The organism is Cellulosimicrobium sp. BMG9.23 (genome assembly GCF_059159985.1).
Window position 1 is genome coordinate 81,673 of sequence record NZ_JBZGBZ010000005.1, and the last position, 18,087, is coordinate 99,759.

An 18,087-nucleotide genomic window follows, 5' to 3' on the forward strand; every position below is an offset into this window, starting at 1 on the left:
CTCAGCTCTCGTCGGTCGTGGCGGGGTGGTCCGTGGCCGGACCGGTGGTGGTGTCGGTCGTGGCGCGCAGCGCGTGCTCGGCGAGAGCGGCGCTGCGGTCGATGTGGGCGACCATCGCGGCCTCGGCCGCGGCGGGGTCGCCGGCGGCGAAGGCGGCGGCGACGGCGCGGTGCTCGTCCACGTGGTCGGTCGTGCCCACGCGTCCGCGCGCGGCGAGCGTGCGGTACCGGTCGACGTGGCCGCGGATCTGGCGCAGGAGGGCGGAGCACCAGCGGTTGTCGGCGAGCGTCTCGATCTCGCCGTGGAACTGCGCTCCGACGCGCAGCACCTCCTCCTCATGGTCGCGGACCGCGTCCATGAGGGTCACGAGGCGCTCGAGGCGTGCGACGTCGTCGGGCCGTGCCCGTTCGCACGCGTCGCGCGCGAGCAGGCCCTCGAGCCGCGCGCGGACCTCGTACACGCGGCGCGCGTCGGCGAGGTCGAGCGGCGCGACGCGCACCCCTCCGGTCGGGAGCTCGACGACGAGCGCCTCGGCCTGGAGCAGGCGCAGGGCTTCGCGGACCGGTGTCCGCGAGACGCCGAGCTGTGCCGAGAGCACCGGTTCGGTGAGCCGCTCGCCGGGGGCGAGGGACCCGTCGATGATGCGCGTGCGGAGCAGGTCGTAGACGGCGCGGGCCCCGGACTGTCGTCGGGCACCGCCGAGCGGCTCGGCCGCGAGGCCGACGGGAGCGGGCGTCGTCGTCACGTCGCCATCGTGACACACGGCTGCGCACTTGTATACAGGTGCTTCGCGCGTCGCGATGTCGCGGTGTCCCTGAGTCGCGGTCAGGGCCCGCCTACGGGCCCGCGGTCCAGCCCGCGTAGCCGCCCGCCGGGAGGTCGTCGATCTCGTCGTCGACCGGAGCCATGCGCTCGGCCATCTCGAAGTGCCAGTTCACGAGCTCGCCGAGCGGCACGGCCGTCCGGGAGGCGCGCGCGACGTCTCGGCCCTCCTCCGACCACAGCGGCGGGTAGATGCTCAGCCCTTCGTCCAGGCCGACGGCACCGATGTCGTGATACCACCCGGGCCAGCGCAGACGGTCGTAGAAGTCGGCCGTCCCGCCGCTCACGGCCCACTCGAGGAACGCGGCCTGCCCGAAGCCGAGGTCGACCCAGTCGAGGGCGTCGGGCGCGAACCAGTGCACGTTCCCCAGCGGACCGGCGAGACCGCCGCCGTTGATGGCGAACGTCCCGCCCAGGACGTCGTACGCGACGACGAGGACCGACGGCACGGCACTGTCCTCGCCAGGCTCCCCCAACCCGTTGACGCTCGCGAGGTCGGGAAGGCCCGCGCCCCCGCCGCCGAGGATGCGCAGCCACCCGCCGTCGACGAGGACTCCCCCGGTGTGCAGTGCGAGCGCTCCCAAGGTCGAGCGGACGGTGACCTGGAGACGGAAGAGGACCTCCAGCGACCACGCCGGCGCGGGGACGATGTCGACCCCGGCACGCCCGAGCATCCGGGCGAGGGTCGGCCACGCGGGGTCGTCGACAGCGGCGAGCTCCGCAGCCGTCCTCACTGTCATGGCCGGATCATGCCACGTGTTGCCGCAGTGCGTGAATCCTGGTATGGGAAATCTTGGTCGTTGTGTCCGAGAGGTCCGCCCGTGCCCTGAAACTCCCCCACGCCACCTCCCGTGAAGGGTGCGCGCGCGACCTGCGCAGACCTGACGACGGCTCGTCCACGGCGGGCCGTCGCCGGTACCGTCGGCGCCGTGGACGACGAGCGCACACCGCCTCCCCCGACCAGCACCGATGCCGTCGCCGTCGCCGTCGCCGTCGCCGCAGCATCTCCTCCCCCGCAGGAGACCCGCGGCACCCGCGGCACAGTCGCCGTCGTCGCCGGCCTCGTCGGTCTCGGCCTCGCCGTCACGGCCGCTCTCGTCGGGCCGGGGCTCCTGGCCACCACGTCGACCGCCGACGAGACCTCGCCGACCGCGACGTCGCCCGAGCCGTCGACCGAGCCGTCGACCGGGCCCGTCCCACAGCAGCAGGACCCGACGCGCTGGGTCGAGGACACCACGGTGCTGCTCGCGGCGCTGCCCGGCGTCGCGGACGCCCGGCTGAACGGGTACAGCGGCGCCTCCGCGGAGATCACGCTCGACACCCCGCTCCCCGCGCCCGAGGCGGCGCAGCGCACGGCCGACGACGCCCGCGAGATCCTCGCGGCCTCGCGCGGCGGCGCGGAGTGGTCGTTGCGTCTGTCCGGGACCTCGGCCTCGGGCGCGACGGTCCTGGTCGTCGACGGCACCGGCGCCCGCGGCACGCTCGGGACGGACCCGACGACCGGCGACCCGTTGCCGGACCTCCTCGGCGACGACCCCGTGGCGTACGCGGTCCGGCTCGTCGCGGTCGACGGCGTGCGCGGCGTCGCGCTCGAACCGGGGTACGCGTCCGTCGAGGTGGCGGCTCCCGCCGACCTCGTCCCGGTGGCGGGGGCGGTCCGCACCGAGGGCCGCGGGCTGACGGCGATGGGCACCTCGGGATACGTCGTGAACCTCTCCCTGGGGCCGGACGGCACGACCGTGCCCGACGACGCGCTGCTCGCCCTCGTCGCGGGCACGTCCGCCCAGCCGGGCGTCGACACCGTCCTCTACGAGGCGCGCCGACCGGTGCTGCCGGGCACGCCCCTCCTGTCCGCGTTCGGCTCGGGCGACCCCGCTCCCGTCGCCCGATGGCTCGACGAGGCGACGTACGACGCCGACCCGCTCGGCTACCAGGTCCACGGCGCCGCGGCGGACGGCGCCGCGAGCGTCAGCTCCGGCTATGTCGGCGGCTCCGTGCCCGGCCTCGCTGCCGACGGGACGACGTGCGACACCGACCTCCTGACGCTCGACGCCGCGTGGTTCGACGCCGCGCTCGGGCGTCGCTTCCTCGCCGTCACGGCGCGCAACGACGACGACGCCCCGTGCGTCCTCGCGGGCAGCCCGGCACTGCGGTTCGTCGCCTCGGACGGCGGCGAGCAGGACGTGCTCGTCGAGCCCGACGCGATCGCCGTCGGGTCGCCGGTCACGCTCGCGCCGGGCGACCTCGCACAGTCGACCCTCTCCTGGCGCGGTGGCCCCACGGCCGACGGCCCGGCGCTCGTGACGAGCCTGCTCGTCGCCCCGGTGGCGGGCGCGACCGAGAGCGTCGTCCCGTTCGCGGACGTCCCCGGCGCCGAGCACGGGCTCGACCTGCTCGACGGTGCGACCGCCACCGTCACCCCGTGGACGACGTGGGTCCCGCCCGGTGAGCCGTGAGCCCACCGGGCGGGATCCTCGTCAGCGGCGCGCCCGCCGGCCGCGGCCGGTCAGGGCCGACCGCCCTCCCGCGGATACCTGGCGCTCAGGAGTAGCACTCGCGAAACATGTCGCTCTCCGAAAGGATCCCGTCCGCAATCGAGAGCCGGTCGACCGTGCCCTCCCACGGGTCGCTCCAGGCGCCGGCGACCCCGCTGCGGCCCAGCTGAAGCGGGCCGCTCGTAGCCCACCCCGTCCCTGTCGACGACGCCGTCGCGGCAAGCCGGACGCCGTCGAAGCCCGGCTCGTCGACGGTGCCGAGCTCACACACGTACAGCCGGTTCTCCTGGGTCCGCGCGTCGTGGATCCCGGTGAGGCGGACCCACGAGCCGGGCCGGACCTCGACGCCCGAGAGCGCGACCGCCAGCTCAGGGTCGGCGACGTCGGACCCGGCGGTCCAGAACGCCCAGCACGAGCCCGACGGCGTGCTGCACGCCGCGTCCTCGCGCTGACCGAGCGCGAACGCGCTGGTGCGCGCACCGGCCTGGCTCACGGCGACCCGGGTCATCCCGGCGTCGTCTGCGCGAACCGTGGCACTGACCGAGTAGCTCCTGTCGGTCGGGACGAGGGGAACCTGCGACCACGCGGCCGACTCGCCGTCCCGGAGGACGAGCGCGCGGTCGGCGGGATCGGCCCCGAAGTCGGCGTGCAGGCCGTCGCCCCACAGGTCCGGTCCGCTCAGCGTGAGCGTGCCGGTTCCTGCGGCGTTCCGGGCCTCGAGTCCCGCTCCTTCATCGAACGACCAGCGCATCGGTGAGGTCCTGGCGACCTGGAAGGAGTACGCCCCCGTCGGGCCGACCCAGCCCGCGCTGTCCACGGCCCGCATGTACAGGGTGTGGGGACCGTTGGCCGACGGGGCGAAGTCGATCCGGCCACCCGGGGCGACGGTGTTCACCAGGGCGTCGGGGCTGGTGAACGAGTACGCGATCGTCACGTCGGCCTCGTCGGACGACAGGACGAAGGCTCCCGGGATGCCCACACCGCCCGAGGTGACGCCCTCGCGGTAGACGGCCGGCTCACCCTCGACGGGCGTGGCGACGGGCGTGACGACCGGCGGCGTGAGATCCGGGACGAGCTCGCACGACGTCGGGTCGCTCCACGGCCCGGTGGGTGTCGCTGCCCGGACCTCCCACGCGTAGGCGCGACCCTCGACGAGGACATCGGCCGGGACCCTGACGCCGACCCGGCTGCCCGCTGCTGTCGGCGTGGTCTCCGCGGACCAGAGCTCGACCCCGTCCTCGACGTCCGACACCGCGAAGCGCGCACGGAGGTTGCCCACGCCTTCGACGTCCGCCACGAGCCGCGGCGTCGCCGAGCGGATCGACGGACGGTCGTCCCCCACCACGCACGGGGCGGACGGATCGCTCGTCCCCCGCGCGATCGCGGCCGGGCCCGGAGGCGGGCCGATCTCGACGCGCAGCGAGGCCTGGGGCCCGACCAGCGCGGAGCCGCTCCCGGCCGGCACCGAGAGCCCGAGCGCGACCGCGAGACTGTCGTCCAGGCCCTGTCGGACCGCGTCCGTCACGTCCCACGTGACCGCTCTCCACCGGTCGCACCGCCCTTCGGCCACGGCGCCCGTGACGGCGTCGCCCCAGGTCGGCGCGTGCGCGGACCAGCTGGTCGAGGCGTCGACCCCGCTGACCGCGTGCACCGTGACCGGCGCCGTGCGGCAGGCCGCGCCCTGCCTGGCCGTGCCCTCGAGCGTCGCCCGCACGATCCGGTTGCCCTCGACCGCGGCCTCCGTCAGTCCGGACGAGAAGTCCCACGCGACCCGGGTCTCACCCAGCGCCTGGCACAGGGCACCGGCGCTGCACCCACCGATCACGCGCGGCCCACGGAACGCGAAGCCCGCGGTGGACGCCGGCGCTGCGGACCGGATCACGGTCCGCGGGGTCGCCGCACCCCCGACGGTCACCACGTCGACCACGTCCACCACGTCCGCCTCGGCCTGGTTCGCCTCGGACCCCCGGTCCGACGTCGCCGCCGAGGCCGTCCCGGCGAGCCCTCCCGCCAGCAACGCCGCTCCGACGACCACCGCCGTCACCCGTCGCCACACCCGTCCGCTCATCGTTCTCCCGTCCGACACCGTCGTCCCGCGCCGTGCTCGGCGCGGGGCCCGCGGCAGCGACGCCGGCACAGCGCATCTCCAGCGATGTCACAGCGGGTGAGCGGACTGTACTGCCTCGTCCGGGACACGGGACGCGCCGTCCCGGAAGCCTCGGCCCGTCGGGCAGCGAGGGAGGACGCGCGGCGGCCGTACGCCTGTTCTCGACATCAGCCGCCGCGCGCCCGGTCATGGGCCGGTCCGGGGACCGGCCGGCTCAGCCGAAGGTCGCGGTGAACACCTGGACGCCCGCGGGGACGTCGAGCTCCACGAGGCCCTCGCTCGGCCCGTTGCCCTCGAGCACGGGGTAGAGCGTCGGGTTCCCCGACACGTCGATCTCGCGCTCCGTCGTCTTCCCGTCCGTCGTCACGCGCGCCGTGACGGTGCCTTCGCCGCCCAGGACGGCGAACACGTCGTTCGACCGGTACGCGAGGCGGACCTGCGCGCCGTCGGACACCGCCGTGGCGCCCTGGAAGTCGACGTCCCACGTACCGCCGAGCGAGAACGTGTCCTGCGGCTGGTCGTCCGTGAGCGAGAAGTCCTGCTCGCCCGCGGCGTACCGCGGTGCGCCGGAGTAGTTCACGACGCGCTTGATGGAGAAGTACGTCTCGGGCGTCGTCTCGTCCTGCGGCGTGGAGTCGCCGACGGACGTGGGCTCGGGCAGCTCGACGCCCGGGTTGGCGTCGGCGAGGAGCTCGCGGACGAGGTTCTCCGTCTCCTCGTACCCGCCCTCGCCGAAGCGGATGTGCCGCACGGTCCCGTCGGCGTCGACGAGGTACTGCGCCGGCCAGTAGCGGTTCCGGTACGCGGTCCACGTCGCGTACGAGTTGTCCTGGGCGACCGGATACGTGACACCGAGGTCCTCCGCGCCCGCGACGACGTTGCGCGTCTCGCGCTCGAACGCGAACTCCGGCGTGTGCACGCCGATGACCTCGAACCCCTCGCCCACGTCCCGGTACCGCTCGTACCACGCGTTGACGTGGGGGATCGCGCGCTGGCAGTTGATGCACGAGTAGGTCCAGAAGTCGACGAGCACGACCTTCCCGCGCAGCTCGTCGAGCGCGAGCGCCTCGCCGTCCGGCGTGTTGAGCCACGTGTCGATGCCACGGATCTCCGGCGCGGGGCCGCAGTCCTCGAGCTCGGGGGCGCCGTTCGAGCAGTTCGACAGCTCGCGGTTCTCGTCGGTGACGAGCCCACCGAGGTCGAGCGCCTCGCGCACGGTCTCGTTCTCGTCGACCTGCTGCTGGAGCGCTCCCGTGTAGTCGGGCAGCGCCCGCTGCAGCGCTGCGGGCAGGTTCAGGGCGAGCGCCCCGGCGAGCGCGATCATCACGACGCCGCCCGTGACGCGGATGCCGCGCGTGTGCTGTTGGAAGCCCTTGACCCGCTCGGCGACGCGACGGCCCGCGAGCGCGAAGACGAGGAGCGGGATCGCGGCGCCGACGGCGAACGACACCGTGAGGGCGACCGTTCCGGGACCGATGTTGCCCGTCGCCCCGGCGACCGTGATCGCCGCGAGGACCGGACCGGCGCACGGGACGTAGAGCACGCCGAGACCCAGGCCGAGGACGAACGCGCCGCGGTCCTGCCGGGCGGCCCCGCGCCGCGCGCCGAGCGCGGCGATGCGCTGGAACGGGCGCTCGAGCACCTCCTCGACGCGGGGGACGATCATGCCGACACCAAGAAGGGCGAGCAGCACGATGCCCGCCCACCGGAGGAGGTCCTGCGGGAGCCCGAGCGCCGTGAGGAGCAGGGAGCCCAGCAGGGTGAAGACGCTGAAGCTCAGCACGAGGCCCGCGATGACGAGGTACGGACGCCACGACCTGGGCACCCCGCGCGCCGACGCCGCCCGCGCACCGGGCGAGGCCGCGCTGCCCGCGTCGTCGGACGCGAGGTCGAGGGTGACGAGCCCACCGGTCGACTGAGCCGTAACCGTCCGCGTCGTGCCGCCCGCCCCGGCCGCGCCGGTCGCGCCGGTCGCGCCGGTCGCGCCGGTCGCGCGCGGTCCAGCACCACGGCCACCGACGGTGACCGCCTGCGGGAGGCCGGCGAAGAGCGCGGGGGAGACCGCGCCGTCGGGCAGCTCCCCCGTACCGGTGGGGCCGTCCCGCCGCGCACCCTGCACGCCGCCCGCGAAGAAGATCACGGGGAGCATGGGCAGGATGCACGGCGAGATGCCCGTGATGAGGCCCCCGAGCAGTCCGATGACGATCAGCGTCTCCATGCCGGGTGTTCGGCACGCCGCCTCGTCCGGATGGGTTCGAGAATCGGACCCATCCGGTCGGCCGAGGGCTCCGAACACCCCTCGAGACGCCCCGCAGACCGCGGGGCACGACCCGAGGAGAGACCGATGAACGCTCGAACCCGCACGTCGTACGCCGTGGCCGGCATCGCCACGCTCGCCGTCCTCGGCCTGTCCGCCTGCAGCTCGGACTCGGGCTCCGGCTCGGAGACGACCGAGTCGCAGTCGAGCGAGGACACCATGACGGACGAGTCCACCGAGTCCGAGGACATGGCCGAGGACACCGAGACGTCCGACGACATGGCGATGGACCCCGCCGCGAACCTCGTCGGCGCGGGCTGCGAGGCTTACGCCGAGCAGGTGCCCGACGGCGCCGGCTCGATCACCGGCATGTCGACCGACCCGGTCGCCGTCGCCGCGTCGAACAACCCGCTGCTCACGACGCTCGTCTCCGCCGTGTCCGGCGAGCTCAACCCCGAGGTCGACCTGGTCGACACGCTCAACGGCGACGAGTTCACGGTGTTCGCCCCCGTCGACGACGCGTTCGCGAAGATCGACGCCGCGACCCTCGAGACGCTCAAGACCGACTCCGACATGCTGACGTCGATCCTCACCTATCACGTGGTGCCCGGGCAGCTGACGCCCGACCAGGTCGTGGGCGAGCAGACGACGGTCCAGGGCGGCACGGTCGAGGTCACGGGCGAGGGCGACGAGCTCATGGTCAACGACGCCAAGGTCGTCTGCGGTGGCGTCATGACGCAGAACGCCACCGTCTACCTCGTCGACTCGGTGCTCATGCCGACCATGTGACCCGTCCGTCGCACCTCCCTCTCATACCTCGCACTGCTAGGCTTCACACCTAGCAGTGCGAGGTATTTGTCGTCCGGTGGCGCGAGGAGGTGCGGAGTTGCTGGAACCCGGGTGGGTGGAGGCGGTCACGGCAGAGCCGTGGGCGCTCGTCGCGCTCTACGCCGCCACGACGCTCGACGGTGTCCTCCCCCTCGTGCCGAGCGAGACCGCCGTCGTCACGCTCGCGGCGCTCGCCGATGACGGTCGCACGCTCGGGCTGGTCGCCGGCGTCGCCGCCGTCGGAGCCTTCTGCGGCGACCAGGTCGCCTTCTCCGTCGGGCGGCGCGTCCCCGTGCCGACCGGACGGCGCGGCCGGTCGCGCACGGCGCAGGCCGTGATCGGCCGGGCGGGGGACGTGCTCGCGCGCCGCGGTGCCGCACTGGTGCTCACTGGTCGCTTCGTCCCCGGCGGTCGCGTCGCCGTCACCCTCGCTGCGGGCGCGACCGGCTACCCCCGCCTGCGGTTCAGCGCACTCTCGGCCCTCGCGTCGGTGCTGTGGGCCACGAGCACGACCGCCCTCGGGGCGGGTGCCGGGCGCGTGCTCGCGGGCCACCACCCGCTCGTGGGCGTCGCCCTCGGCGTCGCGACAGGGCTCGCGGTCGGTCTCGCCGTCGACCGGCTGCGCGCGCTCTCCCGCCTCCGCCCCACCGCGGCACGTTCGGTCCTCGACCTGCCGTCCCTCCCCCACGTCGAAGGAGCTCTTATGCGCACCCTGACCGTCCTCCCGCTGCAGATCGTTCTCGCGCTCGCCGTCGCCGGCGCGCTGTTCGTCCAGGTGTTCATGGCCCCGCTGCTGTGGGCCGACCTCGCCGGCGCCCCGTCCTGGACGCAGGTGTCGGTCGTCGCCCTGCTGGTCCTCGGGCTCCTCGCCCTCCAGGTGGGAGCCGTGAGCGTGTGGCGGCTCGTGACGATGTCCCGGCGGCGAACCCTCCTGGACCGTGCGGCGTTCCCCTGGGTCGACCTCGCCATCGGTTCCACCGCCGCGATCTCCGTGCTGATCTTCTGCCTCGGCGTCGTCCTGGCCCCCGGCGAGGCGGTCGCGCCGGGCGTCGTGCTGCTCGTGGGCGGGGCGGCGCTCGTCGTCGGCGGTGTCGCACTGGTCGGGGTCGTGCTGCGCGCGCTCCTCGGCCAGGCGATCGCGCGCGACGTCGAGGCCCGACGTCTCGAGGCAGCGCTCGCCGCGCTCTCCTGACGCGCGGGTCCGTCAGGTGACGAGCGCGACGATCGGGTCGGTCGTCGGCTGCTCCGAGCCGCCCTCCGGCTCGACCGTGACAGCCACGCCGACCCCCGGGGCGTCCTGCACGATCTGCTGGACGGTTCCGTCCCGCTCGGCGAGGACGCCCGCCGACGTGACGCCGCCGTCGTCGCCGACCACCCAGAGCTGGTAGTCCTGGTCGTCGCCCGCCCCGGGCAGCTCCGACGCCCGGAAGAGGTAGTCGTCGCCCGCCACGAGGACCGACGCCTCGCCACCGCCCGCGACCTCGCCGCGCACGATGGTTGCGGACGGGTCGGCGAGCATCTGCGTGACGATGTCCGCCTGCGCCTGCAGGCGCGACTGCTCCTGCGTGGCGCGCACGGCGACCGTCGTCGGCACCGCGACCGCGACGACCGCCGCAGCCGCCGCCGCGACCAGGCCCCAGCGCACACGGGCGCGCGCGGCCGCCGGCCCGCCGCCTGGTGCGGCCGGGCGCTCGGGAGCGGCCCCCTGGCCGGTGGACGACGGCGTGGGGTCGCTGGAGGAGGCGTGCTCGGCCTGCGGCGTGGTCGCGACCCGCGCGAGCACCGCGTCGCGCGCGGACGCGGGCGGTGCCTGCTCGACGGCGAACGCCGCGACGACGTCGCGGTACTCGTCGAGCGCCCGCCGCGCCGCGGGGTCGGCGGCGAGGAGCCGTTCGACGGACCGTCGCTCCAGGTCGTCCACGGCGTCGAGCGCGTACGCGGGCAGGAGGTCCCAGGCGTCGCCGCGGAGGCGGCCGTCGTCGCCACCGCCGGCCCCGACGCCGCCCGGCCCGGCGCCGCCCGGCCCGGCGCCGTCTGTCCCGGCGCCGTCTGTCCCGGCACCGCCCGGTCCGTAGGTCTCGTCAGCCACGGCGCACCCCCAGGCAGTCGCGCAGACGGATCAGGCCGTCCCGGATGCGGGACTTCACGGTCGGCAGCGCGGCGTCCAGACGCTCGGCCACCTCGCGGTAGGTGAACCCGCCGTAGTACGCGTCGACCACGGCCTCGCGCTGCGTCGCGGTGAGCGACTCGAGGCAGCGGCGCACCGCCGCCCCCTCGAGAAGGCGCTCGACGTCGTCCGCGACGACGTCCCGCGACACGGTCGCCATCGTCGAGTCGAGGTCGCGCTGGTCGCGGTCGCGCCGCGACTGCTCGGCGCGCACCCGGTCGACCGCGCGGCGGCGCGCGAGGGTCGCGACCCACGTGCGCGCGGAGCCGCGCGAGGCGTCGAACCGCGTCGCCGTCTGCCACACCTCGACCATCACCTCCTGCATCACCTCCGCCGCGTGGTCCGGGTCGCGCAGGACACCCAGGCAGGTGCCGTACGCGACGGGCGCGAGCGCGTCGTACACGGGCGCGAACGCGTCGGGGTCGCCGCCGGCGCACGCGGACAGCGCGGCGTCGACGGCACCCGACGAGCTCGTCGTCACGGAGGGTGGCACCCGGACAGTCTGCCCCAGCACTGGTCCCCTCACGCGTGCACGGTCCCGGACCTCCCGGGACGACCTGGGTTCGGCGCGGAACGGCTCCCGGATGGGTCGAGGTCGCGTCAGACCTCGCGCCGCGCGCGGACGGCGCCCGCGAGCTCGCGCAGGAGGTCCGCCGTCGTGTCCCAGTCGATGCACGCGTCGGTGACCGACTGCCCGTACACGAGTCCCGACGGCGCCGGCTTCTGCGCGCCCGCCACGAGGAAGCTCTCCATCATCAGCCCCGTGATGCCCTGCTCCCCCTCGGCCAGACGGCCGGCGACCTCGCGCACGACCTCCGCCTGGCGCACGTGGCTCTTGCCCGAGTTGCCGTGCGACGCGTCGACGACGAGACCGTGCTCCGTGAGCCCGCCGAGGCCCGAGGCGCGGGCGACCGCGAGGGCCGCCGCGACGTCGTCGGCACCGTAGTTCGGACCGCTGCGAGCGCCGCGCAGGATGACGTGGCAGTCCGGGTTCCCGGCCGTCTCGACCGCGGCCGCACGGCCGAGCGAGTCCATGCCGAAGAACGTGTGCTCGCTCGCGGCCGTGATGCAGCCGTCGACGGCGATCTGGACGTCGCCGTCCATCCCGTTCTTGAAACCGATCGGCATCGACAGGCCTGACGCGAGCTGGCGGTGCACCTGCGACTCGACGTTGCGCGCACCGATCGCGCCCCACGAGACGGCGTCGGCGATGTACTGCGGGCTCGTCGGCTCGAGGAACTCGCACGCCGCCGGGACGCCTGCGTCGAGCACTCCCAGGAGCACCTCGCGCGCGAGGCGCAGCCCGTGGTGCACGTCGTGGGAGCCGTCGAGGTGCGGGTCGTTGATGAGTCCCTTCCACCCGACCGTCGTGCGCGGCTTCTCGAAGTACACGCGCATGACGACCATGAGGTCGTCGGACAGGTCACGCGCGATCGCGCCGAGACGGCCCGCGTAGTCGAGCGCCGCCTCCGGGTCGTGCACCGAGCACGGCCCGACGATCACGAGGAGGCGGTCGTCGTCGCCGGCGAGCACGTCGCGGACCTCGCGGCGCGACGTCGTGACGAGGTCTCCCCGCGTCGCGCCGAGCGGCAGGTCGGCGAGCAGGGCCCGCGGTGCGGGGAGCGCGTCGAGCGCGCGGACGCGCAGGTCGCTCGTGCGGGCCTGCAGCTCGGGGCTGTCCACGGGGTCGACGGTATCGGCATCGAGGCCGACGTTCGCGGGCTGGGCGGTCGTGCTGGTCACGGGAGGCTCCTGGTGTCGTGCTGCGGAAGGTGGGGACCGCCGCCGAGACGGAGCCGCACCGGCCTGCTGCCGCCCGTGATCCCCGGAGCGGCCCGTCTGGACGACGAAGGGCCCGGACGCGGTCCGCGTCCAAGGCCCTGTGCTGGCTCCGGGTGGTGTGATCTGTGGTCAGGCGAACGCCCGCACGGCCCCACCGGGAGCCTGCGTAAAGCGCCAATACCACTGAGAAGTCACGAAGGGACGATAGCACGGGGCCTCCGAGGGGCGGACGGGCCGTCTCGCGTGGTGGTCGCGGCGCGGGGACGTCCTAGGCTCGGGTCATGCCGATCCCCGAGTTCGTCACCGCCCTCCGGTCCCGTGTCGGGACCGACCTCCTGTGGATGCCGGGGGTGTCGGCGGTCGTCGTCGACGACGACGGACGGGTCCTGCTGGGGCAGCGCGCGGACAGCGGGCAGTGGGCCGTGATCAGCGGGATCCTCGAGCCCGGCGAGGACCCGGCGGTCGGGCTGGCGCGCGAGGTGCTCGAGGAGACGGGGGTCGAGGTCGTCGTCGAGGCGCTCGTCTCCGTGACGGTGACGGAACCGGTCGAGTACCCGAACGGGGACCGGTCCCAGTACCTCGACCTCGCGTTCGTGTGCCGCCCGGTCTCCCCCGCGGCTGCCGCCGCCGCGCACGTCGCCGACGACGAGTCGCTCGCCGTCGGGTGGTTCGCCCCGGACGCGCTCCCGGCCGACGTCGCCCGCTCGTCGGTCCAGCGCCTCGGGCACGCGACGGACTGGCTCGCCGAGCCGTCAGACGGGCCGTACTTCGTCCGCTGAGCCCGCGACCGCCGTGCCCGTACCGGGGCCGAGCCAGCGCACCGCGAGGAGGCACGCGTCGTCGTGCTCAGGAGCCCGGGCGACGAGAGCGGCCAGGACCTCGTCGCCGGTCAGGCCGGCGGCGAACGCGTTCGTGACGATCTCCGCGAGCTCGTCCAGCCCGCTCTCGAGCGAGCGGTCACGCCGCTCGACCACGCCGTCGGTGTAGAGCACGACGAGGTCGCCGGGCACCAGGCGCAGCGTGTCCGCCGTCCGCGGGGTCGGGGCACGCACGCCGAGCGGGGTCGACCGCGCCTTCCACAGGAAGGTCGCGTCACCGTCGGGCCCCACGTGCAGCGGGGGCAGGTGACCGGCGCACGAGTACCGCAGGATCCCCTCGACCAGGTCCAGCTCCGCGTACACGAGGCTCGTCATGAAGCCGGTGCCCGTGCGGTCGACGAACCGGTCGAGCCGCTCGACGACCTGCACCGGTCCCAGCTCCGCGTCCGCGGCCGCGCGAGCGGCGGTGCGGAGCTGGCCCATCGCGGTCGCCGCTCCGAGCCCGCGACCGACGACGTCTCCCACCGTGAGCGCCAGGACGTCGGGCGTGACGCGGAACGTGTCGTACCAGTCGCCACCGACCTGGAGGTCGTCGACACCCGGTCGGTAGCGTGCGAGGACCTCGACGCGCGGGTCGTGCACGATCCCGTCCGCGAGCATCGCGCGCTGCAGCTCCGACGCGACCGAGACGCTCTGCTCGTGCATGTGCGCCCGCGCGAGCGCGAGGGCCGCGACCTGCCCCGCCGCGGCGAGCGTCACGGGGTCCAGGGGTTCCGCGCCCGGTGCGTCGCGGGGCGTCAGGACGAGCACCCCGAGCAGCGCACCCGCAGTCCGCAGGGGCACGACGACGTTCCCGTCCGGGCGCGTGGTGGTCTCGGCGATCTCGTCGACCGCCGGCGGCTCGACGTCGTCGCCCTCCCCCCAGCGTCGCAGCGGCCCACCATCGCGCGCGACCCACAGCGCCGCGCTCCTCGCCCCGAGCAGGGCGACCGCCACCCGCAGCAGGACCCGGGCGACGCCGTCGACACCAGCGGCGCTCGCGAGCTCGGCGGCCGTGCCGTGCAGCAGCCGCACCTGGCGCTCCGCCGCCTCGGCCGCGCGGCGCGCGCCGACGAGCTCGTGCTCGAAGCGCGAGCGCTCTCGCGCGCCCAGCATCGCGACGTCGACGAGGCGCTCGCCGTGGCAGTCGCGCTCGATCGCCGTGAGCAGGACGGGCTCCCGCCCGCCCGGCGTGCGCAGCTCGACGGCGACCTCGTCGACCCTGCCGGACTCGTGCAGCCGGGGCTCGAGGTGCGTCTCCCAGTAGATGCGGCCGCCGACGGTGAGCAGGTCGCCCACGCGTCGCCCCGCGACGGCGTCGACGTCGGGCATGTCGAGGAGGCGCAGCAGCTCGTCGTTCGCGTCGAGGATCCGGGCGTCGGCGTCGAGGAGCGCCAGGGCGACGGGCGCGAGCCCCCAGCGCTCGGCCCGCGACCTCGGCATCAGGGGGTCCCGAGCCAGTCCCGCATCGCGCCGACGAGCGCGGCCGGGTGCGAGAGGTTGGGGCAGTGCCCGACGGCGTCGATGACGACGAGGTCGCTGTCCGGCAGGTGCTCGTGGACGTAGCGCCCGACCTCCGGCGGCGCGATGACGTCCTCGCGGCTCTGCACGACGAGGCTGCGCGTGCGCACCCGCGCGAGGTCGGCGCGGTTGTCGCCGAGGAAGGTCACGCGCGCGAACTGGCGCGCGACGGCCGGGTCGTTGCGGCGGAACACCTCCGCGAGCTCGTCGCCGAGCGCCGGCCGGTCCGGGTTGCCCACGATGACCGGCGCCATCGCCTCGGTCCAGTCGAGGTAGTTCGCGTCCATCGTCTCGAGCAGCTCGTCGATCTCGGCGGCGCTGAAGCCGCCGCGGTAGCCCTCGTCGTCGACGTAGCGCGGGCTCGGCCCCACGAGCACGAGACGGTCGAACAGGTCCGGTCGGTCCGCCGCGGCGAGCAGCCCGATGATCGAGCTCACCGAGTGGCCGACGAAGACCACCGGCTCGTCCGCGACGTCCTCGACGATCTCGATCACGTCGGCCGCATATCCCCGCAGGTCGGCGTGCCGCACGGGGTCGAACGAGGTCGGGTGCGACGCGCCGCAGCCCGAGTGGTCGAAGAGGACCACTCGGTGGTCGGCTGCGAAGACCGGCGCGACGAAGCGCCACATCGACTGATCGCACCCGAACCCGTGCGCGAACACGATCGTGGGCGCCCCCGGCGTGCCCACGACCCGCACGTTGTTGCGTTCACGCACGTCCACGGACGACAGCGTAGGCCGTCCACGCGCTGCGGAGGAGCGGCCGGACCGGGTGAGATCGCGACCCACGGCACAATGGCCTCATGCGTGTCTCGGCGAAGGCAGACTATGCGGTGCGGGCGTGCGCCGAGCTCGCGGCGTCCCCGCACGGCGACACCGTGCGGGCGGAGGACCTCGCGGCCGGTCAAGGCCTGCCCGTGAGCTTCCTCGAACGGATCCTCGGCGACCTACGACGCGCCGGCATCGTCGCGAGCGTCCGCGGTCGCTCCGGCGGGCACCGCCTCGCCCGGCCCGCTACGGAGATCACGCTCGCGGACGTGTTCCGCGCGGTCGACGGCCCTCTCGTCACCGTGCGCGACGAGCGTCCGCCGAGCCTCGAGTACGAGGGGTCGGCGGCGGCGCTGCTCGAGGTCTGGGTGGCGCTGCGCGCGAGCGTGCGCGACGTCCTCGACCGCGTCACGATCGCGGACGTCGTGCGCCGCGACCTGCCCGAAGCCGTCCACGCGCTCGCGGCGCGGGCCGACGCGTGGGAGAACCCGTGACCAGCCACCTGGCCGGCACGTGACGAGCACCGACGATCACCGACGAGCACTGACCCGGGCGAGCCGTTAACACTCGCCCACGATGTGGTCGGCGCTTCACATACTGGACCTCCTCGGTCAACCTTGTCGGAGACCTCGGGCGCTGCCCGGCTGACCGACCACGGAGGACTGCGGTGCGGACCCTCATCCTGCTGGCCCTCGTGGGCCTCGGCGCGCAGCTCGTCGACGGCAGCCTCGGCATGGCCTACGGCGTGACGTCCACGACCCTCCTCCTCGCGATCGGCACCAACCCGGCCGCTGCCTCGGCGACGATCCACCTGGCCGAGATCGGCACGACGCTCGCCTCCGGCGCCGCGCACTGGCGCTTCGGCAACGTCGACTGGAAGGTCGTGCTGCGCATCGGCGTGCCCGGCGCGGTCGGCGCGTTCGCCGGGGCGACGTTCCTCTCGAGCCTCTCGAGCGACGTCGCGGCCCCCGTGATGTCGCTGCTCCTCCTCGCGCTCGGGATCTACGTGCTCACGCGGTTCACCGTCGCGGGGCTTCCCACGGGCCGCCTCGGCCTCCCGCTGCGCAAGCGCTTCCTCGGCCCGCTGGGGCTCGTCGCGGGGTTCGTCGACGCGACCGGTGGCGGCGGCTGGGGCCCGGTCGGGACGCCCGCGCTGCTCGCGTCGGGGCGAATCGAGCCCCGCAAGGTCATCGGCTCGATCGACACGAGCGAGTTCCTCGTCGCCGTCGCCGCGTCCCTCGGCTTCCTCGTCTCGCTCGGCACCCAGGGGATCGACCTGCAGTGGGTCGTCGCGCTCCTCGCCGGCGGTCTCGTCGCGGCCCCGATCGCCGCGTGGCTCGTGCGGCACCTCCCGCCGCGCATCCTCGGCTCGGCCGTCGGCGGCGTCATCGTCCTGACGAACGTCCGCACGCTCCTGCGCTCCGACTGGGTCGACGCGAGCGGCACGGTCCAGGGCGTCGTGCTCGGCCTGGTCGCCGTCGTCTGGGCCGCGGCAGTCGCCTGGTCGGTCCGCGAGCACCGTCGGGCGAAGGCGCTGGCCACCGAGGCCGAGGCGCTCGCCGACGACGACGCCGTCGGCGCCGGGACGCTCGCGGGCGCGGAGCACGGCACGGGCCGCTGAACCCTTACGGGGGATGACCCCTCGCCGAGGACGAATTCTCGCCCAGATGCGGGGGCCTTCGCCCGGCGTCGGCTCAGTCCCGGGCGTAGCGCCGGACGAACGCCGTGAGGATCCGGCCCGGGTACCGCACGTCGCCCCGGCGCACCGTCGCCTCGACCTCGCCGGCCGTACCCGGCGCGAAGTACCCGTACCCCTGGTACACGCCGATGCGCGTGAGGATCCCGTCGAGGTCCAGCTCCGGGTGGAACTGCGTCGCGTAGAGGTTCTCCTTGACGCGGAACATCTGCACGGGGCACGTGTCCGACGACGCGAGCAGCACCGCGTGCGGCGGCAGCTCCCGCACGGCCTCCTTGTGCCCGACGTACGCCTCGAAGGCGTCCGGCAGACCGGCGAGGAGCGGGTCCGCGCGACCCTCCGGCGTCAGCCGGACGGTCACCGGCGAGATGGGCTCGGCGAACGTGTCGTCGAGCACCGCGCCCTCGTGCAGGCCGAGCGTCCCGACGCCGTAGCACGCGCCGAGGAACGGCACGTCCCGGTCGACGATCTCGTCGAGCAGGGGCGCGAGCTCGCGCTCGACGCGGCGCTGGGCGTCCGACTTCTGCGCGTCCGGGCGCGACGAGTCGAACGGGCTCCCGCCGACGATCACTCCCGAGTAGTCGTCGAGGTCGATCGGCGGCAGAGGACCTGCCTCCATCCGGACGCGGTGCAGCTCGCGGGGGCGCAGGCCCGAGAAGCGGAGCACGGCGTCGTGCTCACCGTCCGCCGCGACGTCCTCGGCCCGGGACGCGAGGAGCAGGAAGGGCCGCATGCCGCCACGCTAGGCACGGCGGGCGGCGCTCGCTCCACGAGGCCGGCCGGGCACG

At 74.6% G+C, this 18,087-nt stretch carries 16 protein-coding genes; 6 read left to right on the forward strand and 10 right to left on the reverse strand.

What is annotated here, in order from left to right:
- Position 1: 1 nt before the first annotated feature.
- Both AC4H2G_RS09150 and AC4H2G_RS09155 read right to left on the reverse strand, forming a co-directional pair.
- A complete protein-coding gene (locus tag AC4H2G_RS09150) occupies positions 2-745 on the reverse strand; it encodes a GntR family transcriptional regulator (RefSeq protein WP_494365446.1) in 744 nt (247 codons plus the stop codon).
- Positions 746-836: 91 nt separating this feature from the next.
- On the reverse strand, positions 837-1,562 hold the full coding sequence (locus AC4H2G_RS09155; RefSeq protein WP_494365447.1) for a DUF2625 family protein: 726 nt from the start codon (positions 1,560-1,562) through the stop codon (positions 837-839).
- Positions 1,563-1,751: 189 nt separating this feature from the next.
- On the opposite strand from AC4H2G_RS09155, the gene AC4H2G_RS09160 reads away from it, so the two are divergent.
- Positions 1,752-3,278, forward strand: a complete 1,527-nt coding sequence (locus AC4H2G_RS09160) for a DUF4232 domain-containing protein (RefSeq protein ID WP_494365448.1) — start codon at positions 1,752-1,754, stop codon at positions 3,276-3,278.
- An 85-nt stretch (positions 3,279-3,363) separates the two neighbouring features.
- Here AC4H2G_RS09160 and AC4H2G_RS09165 read toward each other — a convergent pair whose 3' ends face one another.
- Both AC4H2G_RS09165 and AC4H2G_RS09170 read right to left on the reverse strand, forming a co-directional pair.
- The gene (locus AC4H2G_RS09165) at positions 3,364-5,385 is read right to left on the reverse strand and encodes a LamG-like jellyroll fold domain-containing protein (protein ID WP_494365449.1); all 2,022 of its coding nucleotides are present in this window, start codon (positions 5,383-5,385) and stop codon (positions 3,364-3,366) included.
- Positions 5,386-5,638: 253 nt separating this feature from the next.
- The gene (locus AC4H2G_RS09170) at positions 5,639-7,642 is read right to left on the reverse strand and encodes a cytochrome c biogenesis protein DipZ (protein ID WP_494365450.1); all 2,004 of its coding nucleotides are present in this window, start codon (positions 7,640-7,642) and stop codon (positions 5,639-5,641) included.
- A 126-nt stretch (positions 7,643-7,768) separates the two neighbouring features.
- On the opposite strand from AC4H2G_RS09170, the gene AC4H2G_RS09175 reads away from it, so the two are divergent.
- On the forward strand, positions 7,769-8,470 hold the full coding sequence (locus AC4H2G_RS09175; protein ID WP_494365451.1) for a fasciclin domain-containing protein: 702 nt from the start codon (positions 7,769-7,771) through the stop codon (positions 8,468-8,470).
- Positions 8,471-8,567: 97 nt separating this feature from the next.
- Positions 8,568-9,701 (forward strand): DedA family protein, encoded by a 1,134-nt coding sequence (locus AC4H2G_RS09180; RefSeq protein ID WP_494365452.1) that lies wholly within the window; start codon positions 8,568-8,570, stop codon positions 9,699-9,701.
- A 12-nt stretch (positions 9,702-9,713) separates the two neighbouring features.
- Here AC4H2G_RS09180 and AC4H2G_RS09185 read toward each other — a convergent pair whose 3' ends face one another.
- The 3 genes from AC4H2G_RS09185 to AC4H2G_RS09195 form a co-directional block, all read right to left on the reverse strand.
- On the reverse strand, positions 9,714-10,598 hold the full coding sequence (locus tag AC4H2G_RS09185; RefSeq protein ID WP_494365453.1) for an anti-sigma factor: 885 nt from the start codon (positions 10,596-10,598) through the stop codon (positions 9,714-9,716).
- Positions 10,591-11,169 carry an ECF RNA polymerase sigma factor SigK gene (gene sigK / locus AC4H2G_RS09190; protein WP_494365454.1) on the reverse strand — a complete coding sequence of 193 codons (579 nt, stop codon included), beginning with the start codon at positions 11,167-11,169 and terminating at the stop codon, positions 10,591-10,593. The genes AC4H2G_RS09185 and sigK overlap by 8 nt, the downstream gene beginning before the upstream one ends.
- A gap of 107 nt (positions 11,170-11,276) precedes the next feature.
- Positions 11,277-12,359, reverse strand: a complete 1,083-nt coding sequence (locus tag AC4H2G_RS09195) for a 3-deoxy-7-phosphoheptulonate synthase (RefSeq protein ID WP_494365752.1) — start codon at positions 12,357-12,359, stop codon at positions 11,277-11,279.
- A gap of 380 nt (positions 12,360-12,739) precedes the next feature.
- Between AC4H2G_RS09195 and AC4H2G_RS09200 the strand changes: the two genes are divergently transcribed.
- The gene (locus AC4H2G_RS09200; protein ID WP_494365455.1) at positions 12,740-13,237 is read left to right on the forward strand and encodes an NUDIX hydrolase; all 498 of its coding nucleotides are present in this window, start codon (positions 12,740-12,742) and stop codon (positions 13,235-13,237) included.
- Here AC4H2G_RS09200 and AC4H2G_RS09205 read toward each other — a convergent pair.
- Together AC4H2G_RS09205 and AC4H2G_RS09210 are read right to left on the reverse strand one after the other, a co-directional pair.
- A complete protein-coding gene (locus tag AC4H2G_RS09205) occupies positions 13,211-14,758 on the reverse strand; it encodes a SpoIIE family protein phosphatase (protein WP_494365456.1) in 1,548 nt (515 codons plus the stop codon). The genes AC4H2G_RS09200 and AC4H2G_RS09205 overlap by 27 nt on opposite strands.
- Positions 14,758-15,558 (reverse strand): alpha/beta fold hydrolase, encoded by an 801-nt coding sequence (locus tag AC4H2G_RS09210; RefSeq protein ID WP_494365457.1) that lies wholly within the window; start codon positions 15,556-15,558, stop codon positions 14,758-14,760. The genes AC4H2G_RS09205 and AC4H2G_RS09210 overlap by 1 nt, the downstream gene beginning before the upstream one ends.
- An 80-nt stretch (positions 15,559-15,638) precedes the next feature.
- Between AC4H2G_RS09210 and AC4H2G_RS09215 the strand changes: the two genes are divergently transcribed.
- Together AC4H2G_RS09215 and AC4H2G_RS09220 are read left to right on the forward strand one after the other, a co-directional pair.
- Positions 15,639-16,097, forward strand: a complete 459-nt coding sequence (locus AC4H2G_RS09215) for an RrF2 family transcriptional regulator (protein ID WP_494365458.1) — start codon at positions 15,639-15,641, stop codon at positions 16,095-16,097.
- 173 nt (positions 16,098-16,270) lie between these two features.
- On the forward strand, positions 16,271-17,224 hold the full coding sequence (locus tag AC4H2G_RS09220; protein ID WP_494365459.1) for a sulfite exporter TauE/SafE family protein: 954 nt from the start codon (positions 16,271-16,273) through the stop codon (positions 17,222-17,224).
- 73 nt (positions 17,225-17,297) lie between these two features.
- Here AC4H2G_RS09220 and AC4H2G_RS09225 read toward each other — a convergent pair whose 3' ends face one another.
- Positions 17,298-18,032: a glutamine amidotransferase gene (locus AC4H2G_RS09225; protein WP_494365460.1), complete on the reverse strand. Its 735-nt coding sequence runs from the start codon at positions 18,030-18,032 to the stop codon at positions 17,298-17,300.
- Positions 18,033-18,087 lie beyond the last annotated feature (55 nt).